Origin of the sequence: Marinobacter algicola DG893, assembly GCF_000170835.1 — a bacterium.
GTDB classification, from domain to species: Bacteria; Pseudomonadota; Gammaproteobacteria; order Pseudomonadales; family Oleiphilaceae; genus Marinobacter; species Marinobacter algicola.
Window position 1 is genome coordinate 1 of sequence record NZ_ABCP01000005.1, and the last position, 22,759, is coordinate 22,759.

20 protein-coding genes are annotated in these 22,759 nt (G+C 59.6%); 10 read left to right on the forward strand and 10 right to left on the reverse strand.

Features of this window, described 5'->3' with window-relative positions; translation table 11 throughout:
- Window positions 1–7 precede the first annotated feature (7 nt).
- From MDG893_RS05675 to MDG893_RS05705, 7 genes are all read right to left on the reverse strand, one after another.
- Window positions 8–424, reverse strand: a complete 417-nt coding sequence (locus MDG893_RS05675; RefSeq protein ID WP_007152778.1) for a PaaI family thioesterase — start codon at window positions 422–424, stop codon at window positions 8–10.
- Window positions 421–2,070 (reverse strand): AMP-binding protein, encoded by a 1,650-nt coding sequence (locus MDG893_RS05680; protein WP_007152779.1) that lies wholly within the window; start codon window positions 2,068–2,070, stop codon window positions 421–423. The genes MDG893_RS05675 and MDG893_RS05680 overlap by 4 nt, the downstream gene beginning before the upstream one ends.
- Before the next feature lie 158 nt (window positions 2,071–2,228).
- A complete protein-coding gene (gene mmsB, locus MDG893_RS05685; protein ID WP_040474358.1) occupies window positions 2,229–3,122 on the reverse strand; it encodes a 3-hydroxyisobutyrate dehydrogenase in 894 nt (297 codons plus the stop codon).
- 46 nt (window positions 3,123–3,168) lie between these two features.
- Window positions 3,169–4,263, reverse strand: a complete 1,095-nt coding sequence (locus MDG893_RS05690; RefSeq protein ID WP_007152781.1) for an enoyl-CoA hydratase/isomerase family protein — start codon at window positions 4,261–4,263, stop codon at window positions 3,169–3,171.
- Between the two features lie 66 nt (window positions 4,264–4,329).
- Entirely contained in the window at window positions 4,330–5,109 is a 780-nt protein-coding gene (locus MDG893_RS05695) for an enoyl-CoA hydratase (protein ID WP_007152782.1), read from the reverse strand.
- A 36-nt stretch (window positions 5,110–5,145) separates the two neighbouring features.
- Window positions 5,146–6,312, reverse strand: coding sequence for an acyl-CoA dehydrogenase family protein (locus tag MDG893_RS05700; protein WP_007152783.1), 1,167 nt, complete (start codon window positions 6,310–6,312; stop codon window positions 5,146–5,148).
- Window positions 6,313–6,321: 9 nt separating this feature from the next.
- Entirely contained in the window at window positions 6,322–7,812 is a 1,491-nt protein-coding gene (locus tag MDG893_RS05705; protein WP_007152784.1) for a CoA-acylating methylmalonate-semialdehyde dehydrogenase, read from the reverse strand.
- 149 nt (window positions 7,813–7,961) lie between these two features.
- Here MDG893_RS05705 and MDG893_RS05710 point away from each other — a divergent pair, with 149 nt between their 5' ends.
- The 5 genes from MDG893_RS05710 (at window position 7,962) to MDG893_RS05730 (ending at window position 12,828) form a co-directional block, all read left to right on the forward strand.
- Window positions 7,962–8,837: an AraC family transcriptional regulator gene (locus MDG893_RS05710; protein WP_007152785.1), complete on the forward strand. Its 876-nt coding sequence runs from the start codon at window positions 7,962–7,964 to the stop codon at window positions 8,835–8,837.
- 111 nt (window positions 8,838–8,948) lie between these two features.
- On the forward strand, window positions 8,949–10,004 hold the full coding sequence (locus MDG893_RS05715) for an NAD(P)-dependent alcohol dehydrogenase (RefSeq protein ID WP_007152786.1): 1,056 nt from the start codon (window positions 8,949–8,951) through the stop codon (window positions 10,002–10,004).
- Between the two features lie 165 nt (window positions 10,005–10,169).
- Window positions 10,170–11,363, forward strand: coding sequence for a GGDEF domain-containing protein (locus tag MDG893_RS05720; RefSeq protein WP_007152787.1), 1,194 nt, complete (start codon window positions 10,170–10,172; stop codon window positions 11,361–11,363).
- A 41-nt stretch (window positions 11,364–11,404) separates the two neighbouring features.
- Window positions 11,405–12,202, forward strand: a complete 798-nt coding sequence (locus MDG893_RS05725) for a crotonase/enoyl-CoA hydratase family protein (protein ID WP_157132782.1) — start codon at window positions 11,405–11,407, stop codon at window positions 12,200–12,202.
- A complete protein-coding gene (locus tag MDG893_RS05730) occupies window positions 12,199–12,828 on the forward strand; it encodes a metallophosphatase domain-containing protein (protein WP_007152789.1) in 630 nt (209 codons plus the stop codon). Before MDG893_RS05725 ends, MDG893_RS05730 begins: the two co-directional genes overlap by 4 nt.
- Window positions 12,829–12,834: 6 nt before the next feature.
- On the opposite strand, the gene MDG893_RS05735 is transcribed toward MDG893_RS05730, so the two are convergent.
- Window positions 12,835–13,374 (reverse strand): glutathione peroxidase, encoded by a 540-nt coding sequence (locus MDG893_RS05735; RefSeq protein ID WP_040474353.1) that lies wholly within the window; start codon window positions 13,372–13,374, stop codon window positions 12,835–12,837.
- A 69-nt stretch (window positions 13,375–13,443) separates the two neighbouring features.
- Between MDG893_RS05735 and MDG893_RS05740 the strand changes: the two genes are divergently transcribed.
- Entirely contained in the window at window positions 13,444–15,144 is a 1,701-nt protein-coding gene (locus tag MDG893_RS05740) for a VRR-NUC domain-containing protein (protein WP_007152791.1), read from the forward strand.
- Window positions 15,141–17,393: an ATP-dependent DNA helicase gene (locus tag MDG893_RS05745; protein WP_007152792.1), complete on the forward strand. Its 2,253-nt coding sequence runs from the start codon at window positions 15,141–15,143 to the stop codon at window positions 17,391–17,393. Before MDG893_RS05740 ends, MDG893_RS05745 begins: the two co-directional genes overlap by 4 nt.
- On the opposite strand, the gene MDG893_RS05750 is transcribed toward MDG893_RS05745, so the two are convergent.
- Window positions 17,390–18,586 carry an MFS transporter gene (locus tag MDG893_RS05750; protein ID WP_007152793.1) on the reverse strand — a complete coding sequence of 399 codons (1,197 nt, stop codon included), beginning with the start codon at window positions 18,584–18,586 and terminating at the stop codon, window positions 17,390–17,392. The genes MDG893_RS05745 and MDG893_RS05750 overlap by 4 nt on opposite strands.
- A gap of 227 nt (window positions 18,587–18,813) precedes the next feature.
- On the opposite strand from MDG893_RS05750, the gene nadN reads away from it, so the two are divergent.
- From nadN to MDG893_RS05765, 3 genes are all read left to right on the forward strand, one after another.
- On the forward strand, window positions 18,814–20,649 hold the full coding sequence (gene nadN, locus MDG893_RS05755) for an NAD nucleotidase (protein WP_007152794.1): 1,836 nt from the start codon (window positions 18,814–18,816) through the stop codon (window positions 20,647–20,649).
- Between the two features lie 78 nt (window positions 20,650–20,727).
- Entirely contained in the window at window positions 20,728–21,732 is a 1,005-nt protein-coding gene (locus MDG893_RS05760) for an LLM class flavin-dependent oxidoreductase (RefSeq protein WP_007152795.1), read from the forward strand.
- Between the two features lie 19 nt (window positions 21,733–21,751).
- The gene (locus MDG893_RS05765) at window positions 21,752–22,282 is read left to right on the forward strand and encodes a YqiA/YcfP family alpha/beta fold hydrolase (protein WP_007152796.1); all 531 of its coding nucleotides are present in this window, start codon (window positions 21,752–21,754) and stop codon (window positions 22,280–22,282) included.
- 11 nt (window positions 22,283–22,293) lie between these two features.
- On the opposite strand, the gene MDG893_RS05770 is transcribed toward MDG893_RS05765, so the two are convergent.
- Complete coding sequence (locus tag MDG893_RS05770; RefSeq protein ID WP_007152797.1) at window positions 22,294–22,752, reverse strand: META domain-containing protein; 459 nt, start codon at window positions 22,750–22,752, stop codon at window positions 22,294–22,296.
- Window positions 22,753–22,759 lie beyond the last annotated feature (7 nt).

Genomic DNA, 22,759 nt, shown 5'->3' on the forward strand with positions numbered 1-22,759 from the left:
CATGCCGTCACCGCTGTGCCGGAATCGCGTAGGTGATGGTGGCGTGGGCAACAGGGTCTTCAAGGCCATCGGAGAGAATGTAGACCTCACCCACCCCGCTGGTCTTGCCAACCCTCAGCATACTGGCCCGCGCCCGGATCGGGCTGTGGGCCACCGGCTTGCGCAGGAAGTTGATATTGAGGTTACTGGTCACTGCCAGCGGCACCAGGCCGATTTTGCCCAGCAGGGCGGCATACAGGGCCACGTCTGCCAACGCCATCATGGCGGGGCCAGACACCGTACCACCGGGGCGCAGATGCTCTTCCGCAACCTCAAGCTTCATTTCAGCCCAACCGTCGCCCAGCTCCTGCAGGGTGCCGTAGCGGGCACCCTGGGGAAACTGCTCGGCGAGGAAGGACTGCAGTTCCTCGAAGGTAACCATCATCCCTGCTTCTCTTCCTTCGCCTGGTTGCGCAGAACAAAGCGCTGGATCTTGCCACTGGGAGTTTTCGGCAGCTCGTCCACGAATTCGATTTCACGGGGATAGGCGTGGGCAGAGAGGCGATGACGCACCAGCTCCTGCAACTCATCTTTCAGGGCGTCTTCGCTTTCAGGCTCCTGATCACCCTTGATCACCACATAGGCCTTGATGATAGAGCCCCGCTTCTCGTCGGGCTTTGCCACCACACCAGACTCGGCCACCGCCTTGTGCTCCAGCAGAGTACTTTCCACATCGGCCGGACCCACGCGGTAACCAGCGGTGGTGATGATGTCATCGTCACGGCCACTGAATGAGAAACAGCCGTCACCGTGACAAACCGCCATGTCGCCGGTCAGGTAATAGCCTTTTACGAACGGGTCTTTTTCACCCCAGGTGTAGCCGTCGAAGTGGAACAGCGGTGAGGCCTTTACATCGACCGCCACCTGTCCGATTTCGCCTTCGCCGACCTCTTCATTCTTTTCGTTCAGGGCGACAACCCGGTGTCCCGGCGAGGAATAGCCCATTGAGCCCTGGCGTACCGGGTGATCAAGACCGTGGAAATTGCAGCAGGTCATGCCGGTTTCGGTCTGACCATAGTGATCCTTTACCGGGCAGAAGTGACGCTTTTCAATCCAGCTCACTACTTCCGGGTTCAAAGGTTCGCCGGCACTGCTGGCGACTCTGAGCCCGAGATTTTCACCCTCCGGCAGTACATGGTCGTTGGCCTTCAGCAAACGGTAAGCCGTTGGTGCAGCCGCCAGGTTGGTGATCTTGTACTTGCGGATCATGTCGTAGGTGGTTTCCGGGGTAAACGCGCCCGGGTTGAAGTGGGTGGCGTGTCCCATCAACAACGGGCCCACCACGGCGTAGTAAAGGCCATAGGCCCAGCCCGGATCAGCCACGTTCCAGAACACGTCATCGTCCCGCAGGTCGATGGCATATTTCATGTACACGTAGAACGCCAGCAATGCTTTGGCAGGAACCGCAACACCCTTGGATTTACCGACCGTACCCGACGTAAACATCTGCAGGAACGGATCACCACCCTTGATCAGGACTGGCTCGAACTGGCCAGACTGCTCTGCCAGTGTTTTGTCAAAGTCCGGTACATCGCCACTGACTTCGGCGGCATTCACGCACACTACTGGCGCGCAGTCCTTGACCTCGGTCAGCTTCGGATAGTTCACCGGGTCCGTGACCACCAGCTTGGTGCTGGCGCGTTCGAAACGATACTCGATGGCACCAGGGCCGAAGGCGGTAAACAGCGGCTGGTAGACGGCACCCGCGCGCAGGGCGCCCGCGATGACAATCAACAACTCAGGGCTGCGGGGCAGCAGGGCGGCCACTCGGTCGCCTTTGCCGATACCTTGAGAGGTCAGATAGTTCGCAAAACGGGCGGATTGCTCTTTCAGCTCGGCGAAGGTCAGTTTACCGGAACCGCCGTCAGCTTTTTCGTAATAAAGCGCAACCCGTTGGGGGTCGTATGCCCACTTGTCACAGATTTCCGTGCAGACGTTCAGGCCATCTTGCAGGTTACCCTCCAGAATCTCGGCTTCGAGGCTGGCGGGATCGAAATTGTCATAGACCGATTGGTAATCCGGGAGGCTCATAATCCAGTCCTTTTATTGTTGTGGTAAATACGGATCTCAATGTTTAACACAGGCTATAGTTTACGTAAAGGTAAACTTTAAGCTAAAAATAAACGCCTTCAAAACTCATTGGTATGAACGAAACGCTCTACCCAGATGGTTTTAAAGGCGTTGCCTGGTCAGTTCTGCTCGCGGTAATAGAACTTCTGTATGCTGGAAAAATCCAGCCCGCCATTGCCCTCGTTAGCATGTAGCGCGAACAGGTTACGGGCCAATGATCCCATGGGAATGGGCGCCTGATTCTTGACGGCATTGTCGAAGGCCAGCCCCAGGTCCTTGTTCATCAGATTCACCAGGAAGCCGCCTTCGTAGTCACGGGACGCCGGCACACCTTCCATAACCCCCGGCCAGGGATTGTAGACGTTCAACGCCCAGTTACCACCGGAACTCTGTTTCATGATTTCCGACAGTACCGCAGGGTCCAGGCCGTTCTTCACGCCCAGTGCCAACGCTTCGCTGGTACCGCTCATCAGAATGGCCAGCAGCATGTTATTGCAGATCTTGGCAACCTGCCCGGAACCATGGGGGCCAGCGTGGAAGATGTTCTTGCCCATACATTCAAGAACGGGTTTAGCGCGTTCAAACGCATCCGCCTCACCACCACAGATAAAGGTCAGGGTTCCCGCTTTGGCGCCACCGACACCGCCGGAGACCGGCGCGTCCATAAAGGTAATACCGGCAGCAACCGCAGCTTCAGCCACACCTTTCGCGGTTTCCGGCGCAATGGTGGAAGAATCGATCACCAACGTGGTGGACGGCAGGTTTTTCAACAACCCGTTGTCACCGAGGTAGACCGCTTCCACGTGCTGGCCCGCGGGCAGCATGGAAATCACCACCTCGGCACCTTCCACCGCCTCCTGGATTGTCGCCGCGGATTTTGCGCCTTCGCTGGTGAGCGCCTTGACTGCCTCGGAAGACAGATCAAACACGGTCAGGTCATGGCCTGCCTTGACGAGGTTGGCGGCCATGGGACCACCCATGTTGCCAAGACCGATAAATGTGATAGTCGCCATATTGTTGTTCTCCATTTTTGATCAGTGTTGGTCTGTTCGGTTTTGTTCAGGGCTCGATAAAGAACCGGTCAATCCACTCCGGGTCCACGCTTTTCAGTGTTGGAAAATGCCAGCGTGGCTTCAGGTCCTTGTCGATCAACAACGCCCGGACACCCTCGGCAAACTCCCCCATCTTCAGGCAGCGTTTCGATATTTGAAGCTCCTTGTCGAAGACCTGGGACAGGCTGTCATGCAAGGTGTCGTGGTAGTGTTGCCAGGTCAGAGTCAGGGACGCTGGCGACGCAGCTGCAACCGTCTTGACCGCCTTGGTCAGCCAGGGATCCTCGCCGGCGTACTGGCCCAGGTTATCCACCACGTCCACCAGCGAATCGCCGTCGGTCAGGGCCTGGATCACATCGAAGTGCTCACGCACCACGGCCTGCGGCATTGCCTCGCGGGAGCCTGCCTCGAATCCGCGCAGCACCTTGCTGACAGCGGCATGGGCGCCACCCTCAAGGCCGGCAAAGCCTGACTGCTGCAGGGCCTGTTTGACCTCGTCACGCATATCGTGGCGAATAAACCGGTCCGCCAACCCGGTAAACAGCGCATCAGCGCCGTTCATCCGCGCCCCGGTCAGCCCCAGGAACAAACCGATCCGGCCCGGCATTTTATTGAGGAACCAACCAGCGCCTACATCCGGGTATAGGCCGATACTCACTTCCGGCATCGCGACACGTGAATGCTCCGTCACCACACGATGGGAGCCGCCAGACATCAGGCCGATGCCGCCGCCCATCACCACGCCATTGCCCCAGACAATAAAAGGCTTGGGATAGGTGTGAATCTGGTAGTCCAGTTCGTATTCGTCGGTGAAAAATCTATCCCCTTCACTGACGGCACGACTGTCGGAACGCGGCTCTGTCATGTCGCGATACAGCGCCACAATATCTCCACCAGCACACAGGGCCTTGTCGCCCTCACCTTCCAGCCACACGGCGCCGATCGTGTCGTCAGCCGCCCACTGGTCCAGCTTTGCCTTCAACAGGTGGATCATCTCCAGCGACAATGCGTTCATGGCGCGCGGAGCATTCAGCCGTGCCACACCAATGCGGCTACCGCCGGCAGCTTCCAGTTCCTCAAAAATGACTACTTGATCGCTCATACCATTCACTCAGTAATCCGGTGCGGTTTATCGGTGCTATTAAACTTTGCTTTCTATCGGTACTTTTTATCGGTTCTTCCATTCCGGCGGGCGTTTTTCAAGGAACGCATTCACCCCTTCGCGCTGGTCTTCGGTGCTGAACAGTTCGATAAACAGTTCCCGCTCCATTCTCCAGCCATCGTCGTGGCTGCGACCGTCACGGGCACTCATCACCAGGGTCTTGCAGCGGGCAACGGATGACGGGCTCTGTTTGCCGGCCATCTCCGCCAGTTCCAGCGCCTTGTCGAGGGCCGCGCCCTGCGGCACCACTTCTTCCACCAGCCCGATGCTCAGGGCCTTGTCGGCCTTAATACGCTCACCACACAGAATCATCCGCTTGGCCCAACCTTCGCCCACCAGCCAGGGCAGGTTCTGGGTGCCACCGGCACAGGGCAGCAGGCCGACAGTGGCCTCTGGCAAGGCCATTTGGGCATGCTCCTCAGCAATGCGGATGTCACAGGCCAGCGCACACTCCAGGCCACCACCCATGGCGTAGCCGTTCACCGCAGCGATGGACACGCCACGGAATCTCACCAGGGCATCAAAGGCCTGGCCAAACGCCTGCGCCATGACACTGGCGTTACCGATATCGCCATCAGCAAAGGCCTTGAGGTCGGCGCCGGCTGAGAAAAACTTCTCGCCCTGGCCAGTGACCACCAACGCAAAGATATTGCGATCAGCGTTGAGCGACTCAATCGTCTCTTCCAGAGCCTTCAAAGACGCCTTGGTCCAGGTATTGGCAGGAGGGTTGTTAATGGTGATGATCGCGGTGTGGCCGCGTTTTTCCAGCTGAATCAATTCGCTCATGTGAATTCTCGCCTTTTTGTTAGTTGGCAGAAGCGTTTATTGGATAGCTTCAGCGACACCAGGCTCCAGTAGCCGGCGGGCTACGATCAGCCGCATGATTTCGTTGGTGCCTTCCAGAATCTGATGCACCCGCAGGTCACGCACGTAGCGCTCCAGGGGGTACTCGCGGATATAGCCGTATCCACCATGGAGCTGCAGTGCCTCGTTACACACCTCAAAACACGCATCGGTGGCAAAGCGTTTGGCCATGGCGCAATGCAGCGTGGCTTCAGTATCGCCCTGATCCAGCCGGTAAGCTGCCAAGCGAACCATCTGCCGCGCGGCTACCAGATTGGTTGCCATGTCCGCCAGCTTGAACTGCAGCGCCTGGAAACCTGCCAGGGACTGGCCGAACTGCTCGCGCTCGTGCATGTAATTGCGGGCACGCAGCAGCGCCGCCTGGGCACCCCCCAGGGAGCAGGTGGCAATGTTCAGGCGCCCGCCGTCCAGGCCCTTCATGGCAATCATGAAGCCCTGACCTTCTTCACCCAGCCGGTTATTGGCCGGCACACGCACGTTCTCGAAGGTAATCTGACGGGTGGGCTGGCTGTTCCAACCCATTTTTTCCTCGGCCTTGCCGTAGTGGATACCGTCGCTGTCAGCAGGCACCACAAAGGCGCTGATCCCTTTTGGGCCGCTGCCGGGTTCGCCGGTACGAGCCATCACCACCAGCATCTGGGTGGCGCCGGCGCCGGAAATAAACACCTTGCTACCGTTCAATACGTAGCTGTCGCCGTCCCGTGTGGCCTTGGTGCGCAGGTTACCGGCGTCAGAGCCGGCACCCGGCTCCGTCAGACAGTAGGAACCCAGCCATTCACCGCTGGCCATTTTCGGGGCGATCTGTTTCTGGATGTCGGCATTGCCAAACTGCGCGACCATCCAGGTCGCCATGTTGTGGATGGTGATGTAGGCAGCCGTGGAAGGACAGGCAGCTGCCAGCTCTTCCACGATCACGCTGGTATCCAGCCGCGACAGCCCCATGCCACCCTGGGCTTCCGGCGTGTAAATACCGCAAAAGCCCATATCACCGGCCTCGCGGATCACTTCCTCCGGGAACACATGCTCGGCATCCCATTTGGCGGCGTGAGGGGCCATGGCCTTCTCCGCGAAGGCCCTGGCGGCCTCGCGGAAAGCCAGCTGATCTTCGGTCAGATCAAAGTTCATGTGCTCCCCTTACCGCATGCGGATGGAGAAGTTGGTTTCAGCCACCGCATCGCTGCTGAACCAGCGACAGGTAATGGTCTTGGTCTCGGTGTAGAACTTCACCGCCTGCTTGCCGTAGGCGTGCTGATCACCGTAGAAAGACCCTTTCCAGCCGGTGAAGGAGAAGAACGGCAGAGGCACTGGAATGGGCACGTTGATACCCACCTGACCCACTTCGATCTCATGCTGGTAGCGGCGTGCCGCACCACCGGAGCTGGTGAAGATGGATGTACCGTTGCCATAGGGGCTGTCGTTTACCAGGTTGATGGCATCTTCCAGGGTGTCCACTTCCATGCAGGCCAGCACCGGGCCAAAGATCTCTTCCTTGTAGACATCCATCTCCGGCTTGACCCCGGCGAACAGCGTCGGCCCTACCCAGTTGCCATCGGGCAGGCCATCAACGGTGCAGTTACGGCCATCCAGAAGCAGCTTGGCGCCTTCTTCCTCACCGCGGGTAATCAGCGATTCCACGCGCTGCTTCGCCTGCTTGCTGATAATCGGGCCATAGCTGGCTTCCTTGTCGTTCCAGGCACCGGGTCTGACCGCAGCCAGGGCTTCCTTCACTTCCGGAATCCACTCCTGGGCCTCGCCTACGAACACGGCCACGGAAATCGCCATACAACGCTGGCCGGCAGCACCCACCGATGCGCCCACCAGAGCTTTGACCACCTGATTCTTGTCCGCATCCGGCAGGATCACCATGTGGTTCTTGGCGCCAGCGAAACTCTGTACACGCTTCATGTTTCGGGTGCCGGTTTCGTAGATGTAACGGCCCACCGGTACGGAGCCAACGAAGGACACCGCCTTGATGGCCGGATCGGTCAACAGCACGTCTACCTGTTCTTTACCGCCGTGGACGACCTGCAGCACACCCTTGGGGGCGCCTGCTTCTTCAAACAGCTCCGCCAGACGCATCGGGGTCAGCGGGTCCTGCTCGGACGGCTTGAGGATAAAAGTGTTACCGGAAGCAATGGCCATCGGGAACATCCACAACGGGATCATGGCCGGGAAGTTGAACGGCGTGATACCGGCACAGACACCCAGCGGCTGGGTGTAGGAATAGGTGTCGATTTCACGGGCCACGTTCTCAACGGTTTCACCCATCATCAGCGAGGGGATGTTGGCTGCGTGTTCCACAACCTCGATACCACGCCATACATCGCCTTTGGCATCCTCGAAGGTTTTGCCGGTTTCGCTGGACAGGATCTCGGCGATTTCATCATGGTGTTCTTTCAGCAGGGCCTGGTAACGCATCATTACCCGGGCACGCTCGGAAACAGGTACTTCTTTCCAGGTCTTGAACACTTCGCCTGCGTTTTCGATAGCGCGACGCATCTCTGCGTCGGTGGTGCAGGGCGCACGGGCAATCACTTCGTTGGTGGCAGGATCGGTAACGTCAATCCATTGGTCGGTCTGGCTCTGGACGAACTCACCGGCGATATAAAGGGGTACGTTTTTCATAGCAATGTTCCCTGTCATTGTTGTAGGTCTTTGGGCCTGTGCCCTATGGATGTCATCGATCCTAGCACAGCCTTCTACCGCTTAATGATTGACTAAGTTTCGACCATGATGGACTATCTTTCGAAACCATCATGAAACAGGTGCCTACGATGACCAAAACATCACAGTGGCCCGTACCGCCGGACAGCATTCGTTATGTCATCCCTGACCCGGTCATACGCGGCCTGTCACGACACCCGCTGACCCGTGACCTGTACCCGCTCGCCTTCGGCCACTATCGCCGCGCTGCGGGCCATCACATGCACCGGGAGCACCACAATGACGATCTTTTGATCCATTGCACGGAGGGGGAAGCCTACCTGAATGTCGAGGACGAACCCTGCCTGATACGGGCGGGCGACCTGGTACTGATACCGGCCGGCGCCGCCCACCGGTACACCGCAGCGCCGGACAACCCATGGACAATCCATTGGGTACACTATGCCGGCCCATTGGCGGAACACTTCCGGGAACACATGGGGTTTGCCGAGGGCATCCGCGTTCAGCACATCGGACGGCAACCCCGATTGCTGGTGGATTTCAACGGTCTGCTTTCGGTACGGCAAACCGGTTTTCGCACCCCCGGCCTGGTGCATGTGGCCAACCGGCTACGCCAGTTGCTGGCGGCCGTTCCGCTGAGTGTCGGCGAGGCGGGCCACGCGCAGCAGCCAGACCTGGACATCATTCACAACTTCATGCGCGAGCATCTCGATGAGCGCATAACGCTCAATCAACTGGCGGAACTGACGGGGCTCTCACCCGCGCACTTCGCCACCCGTTACCGGGCCCTGACCGGCGTCTCCCCGATCCAGCATTTTCTGCACCTGAAAGTGGAACAGGCCTGCCAGTTGCTGGACACCACGGATCATTCCTTTACCCAGATCAGTAGCCTTCTGGGCTATGACGACAACTACTATTTTTCACGACTGTTCAAGAAGGTCATGGGCCTGTCGCCTACCGACTATCGCCACACCCATCGTCATTAACCCTTGATGATATTCCTTTCATAAAAGGAACTTGCGGTTGAAAAACTGACTCACACCCGGAGTTACTGCGTATAGGTTTGAACATTTACCGACAAAGAAGGAACACGGACCATGGCGACTGCAAAAGGCTACGCAGCTGAATCAGCCGACTCAAAGCTGGCCCCCATCAGTTTCGAACGGCGCGAACCGCGCCCGGACGATGTTTCCATCGAGATCGACTACTGCGGCGTGTGCCATACCGACATTCACTTTGCCCAGAACGACTGGGGCATGACCGAATTTCCGGTGATGCCGGGCCATGAGATCATCGGTCGGGTGACCGCCATTGGCCCCGATGTCACGGATTACAAGGTAGGCGACACTGTGGGCGTCGGTTGCATGGTGGACTCGTGCCGCAGCTGCTCTGCCTGCGAGTCCGGCCTGGAGCAGTATTGCCTGGACGGCATGACGGGGACCTACAATGGGGTGGATCGTCACGACGGCTCCATCACCTACGGTGGCTACTCCGACAAGGTTGTGGTCAGTGAGCGCTTCGTGGTCAAGGTACCGGAAAAGCTGGACCCGGCCGCTGCCGCCCCCATCCTGTGCGCGGGCATTACCACTTACTCCCCCCTGCGCCACTATGGCGTGAAAGCCGGAGACAAGGTGGGCGTCATTGGCATGGGCGGCCTCGGCCATATGGGTGTGAAATTCGCCAAGGCGCTGGGCGCGGAAGTCACCATTTTTACTCGCTCCGAAGCCAAGGTGTCAGAAGCAAAGAAACAGGGCGCCGACCATGTGATTATCTCCACTGATGACCGCCAGATGAAAGCGGCTGCCGAATCCTTCGACTTCATGCTGGACACCGTGCCGGTGCAACATGACCTCAATCCTTACCTGAACTGCCTTAAATACGATGGTACCCACATCCTGGTGGGCCTTCTGGAGCCGGTTGACCCAGCCCTGCAGGCGGGCGCCCTGGTGATGAAACGCCGGGTACTGGGCGGCTCACTCATCGGGGGAATGCCGGAAACCCAGGAAGTGCTGGACTTCTGTGCCGAGCACGGCATCACCTGCGATGTTGAAATGCTCGACATCCACAACATCAACGACGCCTACGAGCGCATGAAAAAAGGGGACGTGAAGTACCGGTTTGTCATCGATATGCAGACACTGAAAGCCGCGTAACCTCGAGACCAGCCGTCAGCGAGTCTGGCGGCTGCTTCCTGATCACAACTCTCTCCAGACCCTCCGCCCCAACTCCAACTAAGAAACGACACACAAAGCTTACTGACCGTAACTTCCCGGGCACGTATGCTGTGACACTGCGAGAATCCGTCACCAGGGATGACTATGGGATTTACCGTTCACTTACCGACCTTGCTGCTGCTGTCTGTCGCGATCAACGTGTTGATCGGGGGGCTGCTATGGGCGATTTTCCGGCTGCGAGCACGCCAGCACTGTTTTCGATTATGGGCACTGGCGTGCGTGGCCTTCGCCGCGGGAAGCCTGCTTGCCGGTTCCCGAGCGTTTATCGATGCGCCCTGGGTCACCGTCTTCTTGGCCCATTTGTTCCTGGGGCTTTCACCATTGCTGGTGCTGGCTGGCCTTCAGCGCTTCTACGGCCACTCCGCGCGCAAGACCCGCCGGTTCCGCCATGGCCTGAATGCCGTTGCGGTCGGCTATTGCCTGACCCTGTTATTTGCCTTCCAAGGCGATCCGCTCAACGCCCGCTTTTTAACGGCCCTGCTTTCCGCAGCCATTTTCAGCGTCGCGGTCTACGGTCTGTCGAAACTGGATACCACGCCGTCCCTTCCCGTCGGGATACTCAAGGTGCTCTTCACAATGCACGGTGTGCTGATGATGTCTCAGGTCCTGGTCATCGGGGCGGATTGGCTTGGCATCAATCAGCTCCATACCGGCTTTGGGCTGCGATTGATCCTTATCAACCATATCCTGCTGGCCATGGCGACGGCCCTGGCGCTGCCCCTGCTGGCGTTCACCCAGTCGGAGCAACGGCTGCGCATCATGGCCGAACGGGACGGCCTGACCGGGCTATACAACCGTCGCTCATTGTTCCGGGAAGGCATCCGCGCCTTCGACAACGCACTGCAGACCCAGTCGCCCATGGCCGTATTGATGATGGACCTGGACCATTTCAAGCAGATCAATGACCGCTGGGGGCACGCCGCCGGCGACGAAGCCTTGCGCTTTGTGGCACGAACGCTGAGAAAAGAATTGCGAAATGACGACATCATTGGCCGTATCGGGGGAGAGGAGTTTACCGTGGTACTGCGCATCTCCGCAGAGGATGACGTGCGCATCATCACCCGCCGACTGCTCGACGCCATTGCCAACAATGGCCGGGAAATCCAGGGCCTGCCTCTGTACCTCTCGGCAAGCATTGGTGGTGTTGAACGGGCCAACCGCCACACAACCTTCGCGGATATGATGATAGAGGCCGACGCCGCGCTATACAATGCCAAGAACAAGGGCCGAAACCGGGCTGAGTTTGGCAACCTGACGCCGGAGACAACGGTTACCTGAGGCCCCTATACCAAGAATTGACTGGAGGCCACGTGACCCACTTGCCCGTATACACCGAATCCATCGGACATGTACTGACCATCATTCTCGCCCGCCCGGAAAAGCGAAACGCCGTCGACCGCGAAACAGCCGACGCGCTACGACAAGCCTTCGTCGATTTCGAAGCAAATGACAAGCTCAAAGTCGCTGTGCTCTGGGGCGAAGGCGGCAACTTCTGCGCCGGCGCCGATCTGGAAGCCGTCGGTGACCCACAACTGCGCAACAACATAGAAGCAACCGGAACCGCCCCCGGCCCCATGGGGCCTTCCCGTATGGCGCTGTCCAAGCCGGTGATTGCGGCGGTCGCCGGCTATGCCGTGGCCGGCGGCCTGGAACTGGCGCTGATGTGTGATCTGCGAGTGGTTGAAGCGTCCGCCACTTTCGGGGTGTTCTGTCGGCGCTGGGGTGTGCCGCTGATCGATGGTGGCACGGTTCGCCTGCCAAGGATAGTCGGCCATGGCCACGCCATGGACATGATCCTGACCGGTCGGCCGGTTAGTGCGGAAGAAGCCAAGGCGATGGGGCTTGCAAACCGGGTGGTACCCGATGGACAGGCCCGCTCCGCTGCCGAAGCCCTGGCCGCCGACATCGCTCGATTCCCCCAGAAATGCCTGCGCGCTGACCGCCATTCCGCCATTCACCAGTGGGATATGGAACTGTCCGAGGCCTTGGCGACCGAGGGCGCAGGCGGCTATCCTGTGGTGTTCGAGGAAGCCATCGAAGGCGCTGGCCGATTTTCCGCTGGCGCCGGACGCCATGGCGCCTTTCACAGCCCTGACGACCCCGGCGAGCCATCATGAGACTGGTCTGCATATCGGATACCCACAGCATGCACCGCCAGGTAGCGGTGCCCGACGGCGACGTACTGATCCACGCTGGCGATTGCCTGGGCGTGGGCACCCTTGAGGAACTGGAGGACCTGGACAACTGGCTCTCTGAACAGCCCCATCGCCACAAGATCCTGATTGCCGGCAACCATGACTGGTGCCTGCAGGATGAACCTGCGGAAGCTGAGGCCTTGCTCAGGCATGCGATTTATCTACGGGACAGCGGCACCGAGATAGAGGGGGTCAGGTTCTGGGGCAGCCCCTGGACACCGATATTCTTCGACTGGGCCTTCAACCTGGCGCGCGGCCCGGCAATCGCAGAGCGCTGGGCGCAGATTCCCGCAGCCACCGATGTGCTCATCACCCATGGCCCACCGGCGGGCATCCTGGACCAGGTCTTCACCGCCAAAGACTCTCTCTCTGTGGGCTGCGAGGATCTTGCCAGGGAGTTGGAACGGCTGGCGGTCAAACTCCACATCTTCGGGCATATCCACGAGGGCTATGGCCAGCAGACGCTCAACTACCGCCTGTACGTCAACGCCAGTACCTGCACCGGCCAGTACAAACCCATGAACCCGCCGATTGTGCTGGATATCTGAACCAACTCAGCGATCAGCGACAACCCGGTCGATGGCATTGCGAAGCTCGGCGGAATCCGGTGCTACACGACTTGGAAACGCCTCGATCACCTCGCCGCGATCATTCACGACGTACTTGTTGAAGTTCCAGTCCGGTTGACGGCTCTGGTTGTTGATCGCCCTGAATACCGGGTTGGCGTCACTTCCGGTCACGGCCGTAGGTGCGATCATGGTGAAGGTGACCCCGAAATTCTTGAAGCAGACACTGGCGGCCTCCTCTTCCGTGGCTGCCTCCTGCCGGAAATCATCACTGGCAAAGCCGACCACCACCAGGCCTTCGCCACTGTATTCCCTGTGCAGCGCCTCCAGCCCTTCAAACTGCCCGGTGTAGCCACAGTGGCTGGCGGTATTGACCACCAGCATGGGTTTACCGGCGGCCAGATCACACAGGTTCACCGAATCGGCGGAGTGCAACTTGCGAAGGTCGTGGTTGAGGAAGGCCGGGCAATCAGCCGCCATGACGGACGCTGAGAGCAGGGTGAAAATCGTGGCAATCAGGGCTCGCATATCGGCTTCTCCATAGGGCATCATCAAGATCTATTCTATGCTTACGACCCGGCCGACCAAACAGTTTCCATGACACCCGTATCAACTCGACATTCCACCGTTCCCGGCACCGCCGGCCTGGACAATCCGCTGTACTATCTCGAAAACTTCGAGACGGTAGTGTGTTGGGTGCGGCACTATCACAGCGATTTGCTGACAGCTGATGAGACCCGGCAGATAGACGGCCTGCTAAATCTGGATGCGCCTGCAAGAGCGCTGCTGGCACGAATGGTCATGCGCACCGGCGAACTGTTCCGTGTGGAAAAGTTCAACTACCCGGAGATTGGTGTACCGGTGAAAGAAGCCGTGAGTGTGCTCGCCGCCAACGGCTGGGTTGAAGACAATCCAAGCATCCCCCTCAAGGAGCTGTTTCGTCTTTTCACCCTCGCCGAACTTCGTGCCGCCCTCGCCGACGAAATTTCAGCCGCCGGCCTGCCTGCCACTGCCGCAAAGGGCCTTCTGAAAGACACCCTGATTCCACTACATCCCGACACCGCTCCTGTGGACCTCTGGCTACCAGATGTCTCCACACAGCTAATCCGCCTGAACCACATGGCTCTGTTCGACCGACTGCGGCTGATGTTTTTCGGCAACCTGCGCCAGAGCTGGTCCGATTTCGTGTTGGTGGAGCTGGGCCACCAGCAGTACGAACAGATACCGCTCTCCGCCGAATCCCGGGCCTTCGACGAACGCGACGACGTTGACCGCTACCTGGTGATGCATCGCTGCCGTGAACGACTGGATCAGGGCGAGGCGCCAGAAACCCTATGGCAGGACATCCCGACGGCCAACGAGAATGCCTGGCTGGAAAGCCGGCGAGGCCGCTTGCTGTTCGAACTGGGCAAGCTGGCGGAGCGCGGCGGCAACACAGAGCTGGCGTTCAAGGCCTATCGCCTCAGTGGACATCGCGAATCACGGCTGCGCCAGCTACGCCTTCTGGAACGGCTGAAGCAACACCACGAGGCCTGGAAGATTGCCCTGGCCGCCACCGCCGAACCCAGGTTTGGCGCTGAGGAACGCGGGCTCGAACGTATCCTGACGCGATTGGCGAAAAAACTGGGAGAGGCATCGCCCCAGCAAGGCGAACGCCCGCAACTGACGGCGTTCACCCTGGAACTGGATAACCCCGATGGGCATTCCGTGGAATGGGCAGCCATGCAACACCTGACCGAACCCGACAAGCCCGTTGCCTATGTGGAAAACACCCTTATCAATGGCCTGTTTGGCCTGCTCTGCTGGCCTGCCCTGTTCGAACCTTTGCCCGGTGCGTTCTTCCATCCGTTCCACACCGGGCCCGTGGATCTGTACCGGGAGGATTTCGTGGAACGCCGGCAAGCACTGTTTGACGACTGTCTCGGCACGCTGACCTCTGACGATTACAAAACCCGAATCCGCGATACCTGGCAGCGAAAACACGGCATCGCGTCGCCATTCGTGATCTGGCCGATACTCTCGGAGGAAATGCTCGAACTGGCGTTGGCGTGCATCCCCGCCCAACACCTGGAGCTTATGTTCCGGCGCCTGTTGGGCAACCTGCGTGAACACCGCAGCGGCTTTCCGGACCTGATCCGCTTTCGGCCCGACCACAGCGATCCGAACCGGCGCTATGAAATGATCGAAGTCAAAGGCCCTGGCGACCGTCTGCAGGATCATCAGACCCGGTGGCTGGAGTTCTGCGTTGACCACGGCATTCCCGTCTCCGTCTGCTATGTGCGCTGGACCAGCCAATGACCGATCTCAACGTCGCGGTACGAACGCTGTGTGAATTCGCCGCCCGAAAGGGCGATCTGGACCTGCGCTACACCCCGGCGCCCACGTCGGAAGAAGGCATTGCCGGCCACGGTGCGGTGCAGGCCCGTCGCGGGCCGAGGTATCAAAGCGAAGTGGCGCTGGCCGGCCAATGCGGCAAACTGATGGTCAGCGGGCGGGCCGACGGTTACGACCCGATCGCCGGCCGCCTGGAGGAAATCAAGACCCACCGCGGTGACCTGTCCCGGGTACGGGAAGCCCAGCGCAATCTACACCGTGCACAATTGCGGGCCTACGGAGCGTTGCTGTGTCGACAGGAAAATCTGAACCAGATCGATCTTGCCCTGATCTACTACGATGTCGGCAAGGACAAGGAAACTCCCATCACCGAAACGGCCCTCGCAGAGGAACTGTGGCGGGAGCTGGAACAGCTCTGTGAACATTACAGCGACTGGGCTGAACAGGAGGCCAACCACCGGCATGAGAGAGATCTGGCCCTAAAAAACCTGACTTTTCCCTTCCCCGACTTCCGGCCACAGCAGCGCGCCCTGGCGGAAACCGTTTACAGGAACAGCGTCCGCCAACAGACGTTGCTACTGGAAGCACCCACCGGCCTCGGCAAGACGCTTGGCACCCTTTTTCCGGCCCTGATGGCGATGCCCACGGCCAGTCAGGACCGGCTGTTCTACCTGACCAGCCGCAATACCGCCCGGCAACTGGCCGTCGATGCCGTTCACCTGTTGCGGCAAAAGCAACCCGAATCATTGCCCCTTCGAACCCTGGAACTGGTGGCCAAGGACCATGCCTGCGAGCATCCAGACAAGGCATGCCATGGGGACGCCTGCCCGCTGGCAAAGGGCTTCTTTGACCGATTGCCGGCGGCCCGCAAGGACGCTGCCAATCACACCGGAGCACTGACTCAGGCGGTATTGGCAGACATCGCCCGCCAACACGGTATCTGCCCCTATTTTCTGGCGCAGGAAATGGCCCGCTGGTGCGATGTGGTGGTTGCCGATGTAAACCGGATGTTCGACCAGTCCGCCCTGCTCCACGCCCTGGTCTGGCAGAACGACTGGAAGGCCAGCCTGCTGGTCGACGAGGCCCACAATCTGGTGGACCGCGCCCGTGGCATGTACTCCGTGGAGCTGAGCCAGGCGCGTCTGCTACGGGTGCGGAAACAGGCCCCCAAAGCTTTGAAATCAAAATTCGATGGCGTGTCCCGGGCCTGGCAATCGGTAATTCGCGACCATTGTCCCGACATCAGCCGCGAGCCGGTGATACTGGACGATCTACCGGGTTCACTGACCGGCGCTCTGAATCGACTGGTCTCCGCCATTACCGACTACCTGGCGGACCATCCGCCGGACCTTGCCCTGCAGGAACTGATGTTCGAAAGCCTGGCCTTCACCAAACTGGCGGAGGTGTTTGGCAATCATTCCCTGTGCGAGCTGATCAGACCGGCAAGAGGCAAGGCCGGACTCACCATCCAGAACCTGATCCCGGCGGACTTCCTGGCCCCGCGCTTCGAAGCCGCCGACAGCACGCTGATGTTTTCCGCAACCCTGTCGCCTGGCGTCTATTACCGGGACCTTCTGGGCATGCCGGAGGGCACCTGCTTCCGCTCCCTGCCAGGCCCCTTTACCCGCGACCAGCTTGAGGTAAATTTCACCCCGGACATCAGCACCCGGCAGCCGGACCGGGAACGGTCGCTGACGCCCATCGCGGAACTGATCCACCGGCAATACCGGCGGCAGCCCGGCAACTACCTGGCGTTTTTCAGCAGCTTTTCCTACCTCAACCGGGTGCGGGAAACTCTGCAACAACAGGCGCCCGACCTGCCGCTTCGAGCCCAACGCCCTGGCATGTCTGCCGATGAGCGCACGGCGTTTCTTGACGATTTCAACGAGGACAATGCCGGCGTCGCCCTGGCTGTACTTGGCGGCGTTTTCAGTGAAGGCATCGACCTGCCCGGCGACCGCCTGATCGGCGCTTTCGTGGCGACGCTCGGCCTGCCGCCCTTCGACCATTGGCATGAAATCCTGCGCCAGCGACTCGAGCAACGCTTCGGTGCCGGCCATGCCTACACCTACCTGATTCCTGGCCTACAGAAAGTCGCTCAGGCCGCCGGCCGGGTGATCCGCACACCGGAGGACACCGGCGTGATCTGGCTGATCGACGACCGCTTCCTGCAACCGCAGATCCGCAACCTGCTGCCAGCCTGGTGGGCCTAGGTCGGCTCCACAGCAGTCTTCCTCTGGCACATCATCAAGCCAATGGCCAGCAGGCAAAAGGCGGCGCCGGCGTAAAACGTAAGCGCGGGGCCAGCCCAGGTCCATAACAGTCCAGCAACCGCACTGGCCAGAAACAGGGCAACACCGCCAACCAGATTGAAAAAGCCAAATGCTGCGCCGCGCAGCGCTTTCGGTGCCGTGTGAGCAACCATCGTCGCGAGCAGTCCCTGTGTCATCCCCATGTGCAGCCCCCAGATAACGGAGCCGACAAGCGTCCACAGCCAGTGGTTACCCAGCGCCAGCACCAGATCCGCTACGAGCAATACCACCAGCCCCATGATCAGTAGCTGGCGATGGTCCATACGGTCAGAAAGCTTGCCAAACGGGTAAGCCGACACAGAATAGGCAATGTTCATGACCACCAGAATGACGGGCAGCCAGGCGACACCCAATCCCATGTCTTCGGCACGCAACAACAGGAAAGCTTCGCTGAACCGCGCCAGGGTAAACACGGCACCAATTGCCACCACCGCCCAGTAGGCACGGCTCAGCTGTTTCAGGCTCGCACGGCTTATGGGATTGGTACGCCTTTCGGTGATGGGCTTTTCCGGTTCGCGAATACCAACCACCAACAACATCACTGCCAACGCCGCGGGTAACACTGCCACCCAGAACACCGCCTGGTAATCGTTCTGCCAAAGCAGCATCAGACCGATTGCCAGCAAGGGCCCGATAAACGCCCCTACGGTATCCAGGGACTGGCGCAGACCGTATGCGGCACCCCGCATCGCAGGGGGTGCAAGATCGGCAACCAGTGCATCGCGTGGTGCTCCTCTGATCCCCTTTCCCACGCGATCGGTAAGCCGGGCCGCCAGAATCCATCCCAGCCCCGGTGCAAGGGCAAACACCGGTTTGGTCAGTGCGCCCAGACCGTACCCTATAACAGCCAACCCCTTGCGCTTACCGAGGTAGTCACTCAGCGCGCCCGAGAACACTTTGATGATAGGCGCTGTCGCTTCCGCCGCGCCTTCGATCAGCCCCACCATCAGAGCACTGGCGCCAAGAACGGAAACCAGATAGATCGGCAACAGACTGTGAATAATCTCCGATGAAATATCCATCAGCAGGCTGACAAATCCGAGTATCCAGATGCCCGTGGGTAGCTGGCGTTTGGCAAGCGTGGATGTCGTCACACGTGTTCCTTCAAAATGATGGGAAGCTCCCTGGCCTGGCAATCTGCCGGAGGTCCGTCACTTCCCTGTTCCTCAAGGGTTGGCAACGCGTCACTCTATCTCAAATGCAAATGTATATCGATATCATGTACGGGAGAGCATTTCTTATTTCGGCAACAAAAGCATCACATCACTGACATGCGGTAAGCGGAACATGCGGGGGATAAATCAAAAACAGGAGCAAGGAAATGATCCGCAAGTCAGCCTGGGTATTACTCCCTCTCATCGCACTGGTCGGTTGCGACAGCGACGATGACGACAGCACCAGCAACGATAACACCGCCAGCCCGCTGAGCCTCAACGTTCTCCACATCAACGATCACCACTCACACCTTGAGGGCGGCTCGCAGTCCCTGACCATTGCCGGGCAGGAAACCGAGTTCTCCGCCGGGGGCTTCCCCCGAGTTGCCGCCAAGATCGCCGAGCGTGAAATGGCCCTGGATAATGTGCTGAAACTGCACGCCGGCGATGCCATCACCGGCACCCTGTACTTCACCTCTTACGAAGGTGAAGCCGATGCCGAGCTGATGAACCTGGTGTGTTTCGATGCCTTTGCGCTGGGCAACCACGAGTTCGACCGTGGCGATGAAGGCCTGAAGAAGTTCCTGGATTTCCTCGCCAGCGGCAGTTGTCAGACACCGGTACTGGCCGCCAACGTAGTGCCACAGGTCGGCACACCCCTGGCCCCGACCGCCGTTGATGATTACGTCAAACCCTATGTGGTGAAGGAGGTCGCCGGCCAGAAAGTGGGTATAGTCGGCATCGACATCGCCAACAAGACCCAGAACAGCTCCAGCCCGCTGGACACCACACAATTCCTGGACGAAACCGAGAGCGCCCAGGAAGCCATTAACGAATTGGAGGCCGATGGCGTCAACAAGATCATCCTGCTGACTCACTACCAGTACGAAAACGACCTGGTACTGGCCGAAGCCCTGTCCGGTGTGGACGTGATCATTGGCGGCGATTCCCACTCCCTGCTGGGTGACTTCGACGACTTCGGCCTGACGTCCTCCGGAGCCTATCCCACCGAGTTGACCAACGCCGACGGTGACAAGGTCTGTGTCGCGCAGGCCTGGCAGTATTCCCAGGTGGTGGGTGAACTCAATGTTCAATGGAACGCAGACGGCGTGGTGGAGTCCTGTGTCGGTGTGCCTCACCTGCTATTGGGCGACGACATCGTCCGTGAAGACGACGGTGGTAACGAATACACACCCGAAGGTGTGGAATTGCAGACGATCATGGACGCCGTCGACGCTGCTCCGCAGTTGAGTATCGTCACTGGAGACGCCACCGTGGCAAACGCCCTGGCCAATTACACCCAGCAACTGGACACCTTCCGCAATGAGGTAGTGGGTACCGCAACTGAAGACCTCTGCCTGGAGCGCATCCCCGGACAAGGCACCAGCAGTCTGCCCGGCTGTGCAGGCACGACAGGAACGCGTGGGGGTGACATACCCAATGTGGTAGCCCAGGCCTTCCTGTTCCAGAGCAAGAACGCCGACGTATCAATCCAGAACGCGGGCGGTGTGCGCACCGACATCGAGGCCGGTGACATCACTATCGGCGACGCCTACACCCTGTTGCCGTTTGCCAATACCCTGGTTGATCTGACCATGACCGGCGTCGAAATCCGCCAGGTGCTGAACGAAGCTGTCGCCTTTGCCCATGCGCCCGATGGCTCCACCGGTGCCTACCCTTACGCCGCCGGCCTGCGTTGGAACGTGGACATGACCCGCGCAGAGGGTGACCAACTGTACAACATCGAAGTAAAAGGCCGCGACGAGACCCAATGGCGCGCCCTGACCGACGGTGAAACCCTGAATGTAGTCACCAATAGCTTCACCGGTGGTGGAAGGGACGGCTATGTGACCTTCGGCACCGTCACCGAAGATGGCCGTTCGGAGGACACCTTCCTCGACTACGCTCAGTCCTTCGTGGACTACGTCAGCGAGCAGGGCACCATCAGCAAACCGGCGATGGATGACTACTCGACCCAGACCTACACGCCACCGGCACCATAACGGCAACCATCCCCCGGCCCGCTTCACAGCGGGCCGGTTTTTGTTATGCTGCCGGATAGTTCAAACCCGGAGCATTCAATGTCGCAGCATTCCAGCGCCCAATTCCCTGCCTATTCCCTTCTTGAGCTGGCCTCCGTTCGCGAAGGCGATTCCGTGGGACAGACCCTGGCCAACAGCGTCGCCTACGCCCGCCATGCGGAAAACCTGGGCTTTAACCGCTTCTGGCTGGCCGAGCATCACAACATGGAAGGCATAAGCAGCTCCGCAACGGCCGTACTGGTCGGGCACATTGCCGGTGCTACCAGCACTCTCCGGGTAGGGTCCGGGGGTATCATGCTGCCCAACCATCCGCCGCTGGTGATCGCTGAGCAGTTCGGCACCCTGGAAAGCCTCTATCCCGGCCGAATTGACCTTGGCCTGGGCCGAGCTCCGGGCACCGACCCCATAACCAGCCGGGCGCTGCGCCGGGACGGCCTCGGGGCAGAACAGTTTCCCGAGGATGTCGCGCGGCTGCAGTCTTTACTGGGGACACTCCAGCCGGGCCAGCCGGTCAAGGCCATTCCCGGCGCAGGCACCCATGTGCCCATCTGGCTGTTGGGCTCCAGCCTTTACAGCGCACAGCTTGCCGCGATGCGGGGGCTACCCTACGCCTTTGCTGGCCACTTCGCGCCCCGGCTTTACCGCGAGGCGATCCAGACTTACCGGGACAACTTCCAGCCTTCGGACCAACTGGATAAACCCTATGTGATTCTGGCCGTTCCGGCCGTGCCAGCGGACACCGACGAGGAGGCTCAGTTCCTGGCCACCACCAGTTACCAGCGCATTCTTTCCCTGTTTCGGGGCCAACCACTGTGGATGCGGCCCCCGGTCAAGTCCATGGAAGGTTTATGGAACAGCGGTGAGCAGGCAGGCGTGAAGGACTTCCTGTCGCTTCAGTTGCTGGGCAGTGAGGACACTCTCCGGGAGCAGTTGGAGCGGCTATTGCAGACGGTGGACGTGGACGAACTGATGTTTACCGTGGATCTGTACGACCCTGAGAAACGGCGGCACGCGCTGGATATCCTGGCCGCCACCCGACACTGACCTCAAACCGGAGACAACCATGGCCACGCGCGAATTTCATGTTTTCCTGTCCCACGGCCTGGAAAGTGGCCCTGGAGGCACCAAAGTACAGGCGCTGAAAGCCGAAGCGGAAACCTTTCCCGGTGTAACCGCGATTGTCGTGGATCATCGCAGCACGAAAGATCCCACCGAACGCCTCACGCAGATGAAAGAAGCCATCACCGAGGCGGGTGCCGTCCCGGAAAGAACCATCCTGGCCGGATCCAGCATGGGAGGCTGGGTATGTGCTCGCACCAGTGCGGAAACACCGGTACTGGGTTGCTTTCTTCTGGCGCCGGCTCTGGCGATGTCGGCCTATCCGCAATCCAGCCCCCTTATTCAGGCCCGGCAGGTCCAGATCATTCACGGCTGGGACGACGATGTGGTGCTGCCAATGCCGGTAATTGAGCTGGCACGGGAGCAGAAGCTGCCGTTGCTTGTACTACCGGACGGACATCGTCTGGAAAACAGCCTGGCGCGGCTGGTGATCGAATTCAGGGGCTTTATGACCGACTGTCTGTCCAAGGCCTGACGACCGACGCCTTATTTCATCCGTGAGGCTTCGAATACTGCCAACTCTTCGCCGGCTTCACCCAACAACCGAAGCTCGATGCCTTCGAGATTGACACCAACGGTCTTGGCCAGGGCCGCGAACAGCAACTGTTCCGTCTGATTATCCGGGCAGGCCCTGCGAGTGCTGCTCATGGAATCAAACAGCAAGTTCTCACCCGTGACCTGATAGTCGCCCATGTATTGATTGCAGCCACTGAAGCCACTCACCCGACCGTCGTCCAGAAACAGGATGTGGGGCTTCTGGTCGGCGTTGGTTTCCGACACCGGCTCACCCGCGATGCTCAGCAGCTGCCAATAGGTGTTGGTCAACGGCATCGCCACGATGTCATCGGCGGAACGGCCGGTGGCAGGTGACCCGACGCAACCGGCCAGAAAAAGCAGAGCAAACAGAGTGGCCACATGCCCGGGTACCGACACAACTCCTCTCATGTGTTTT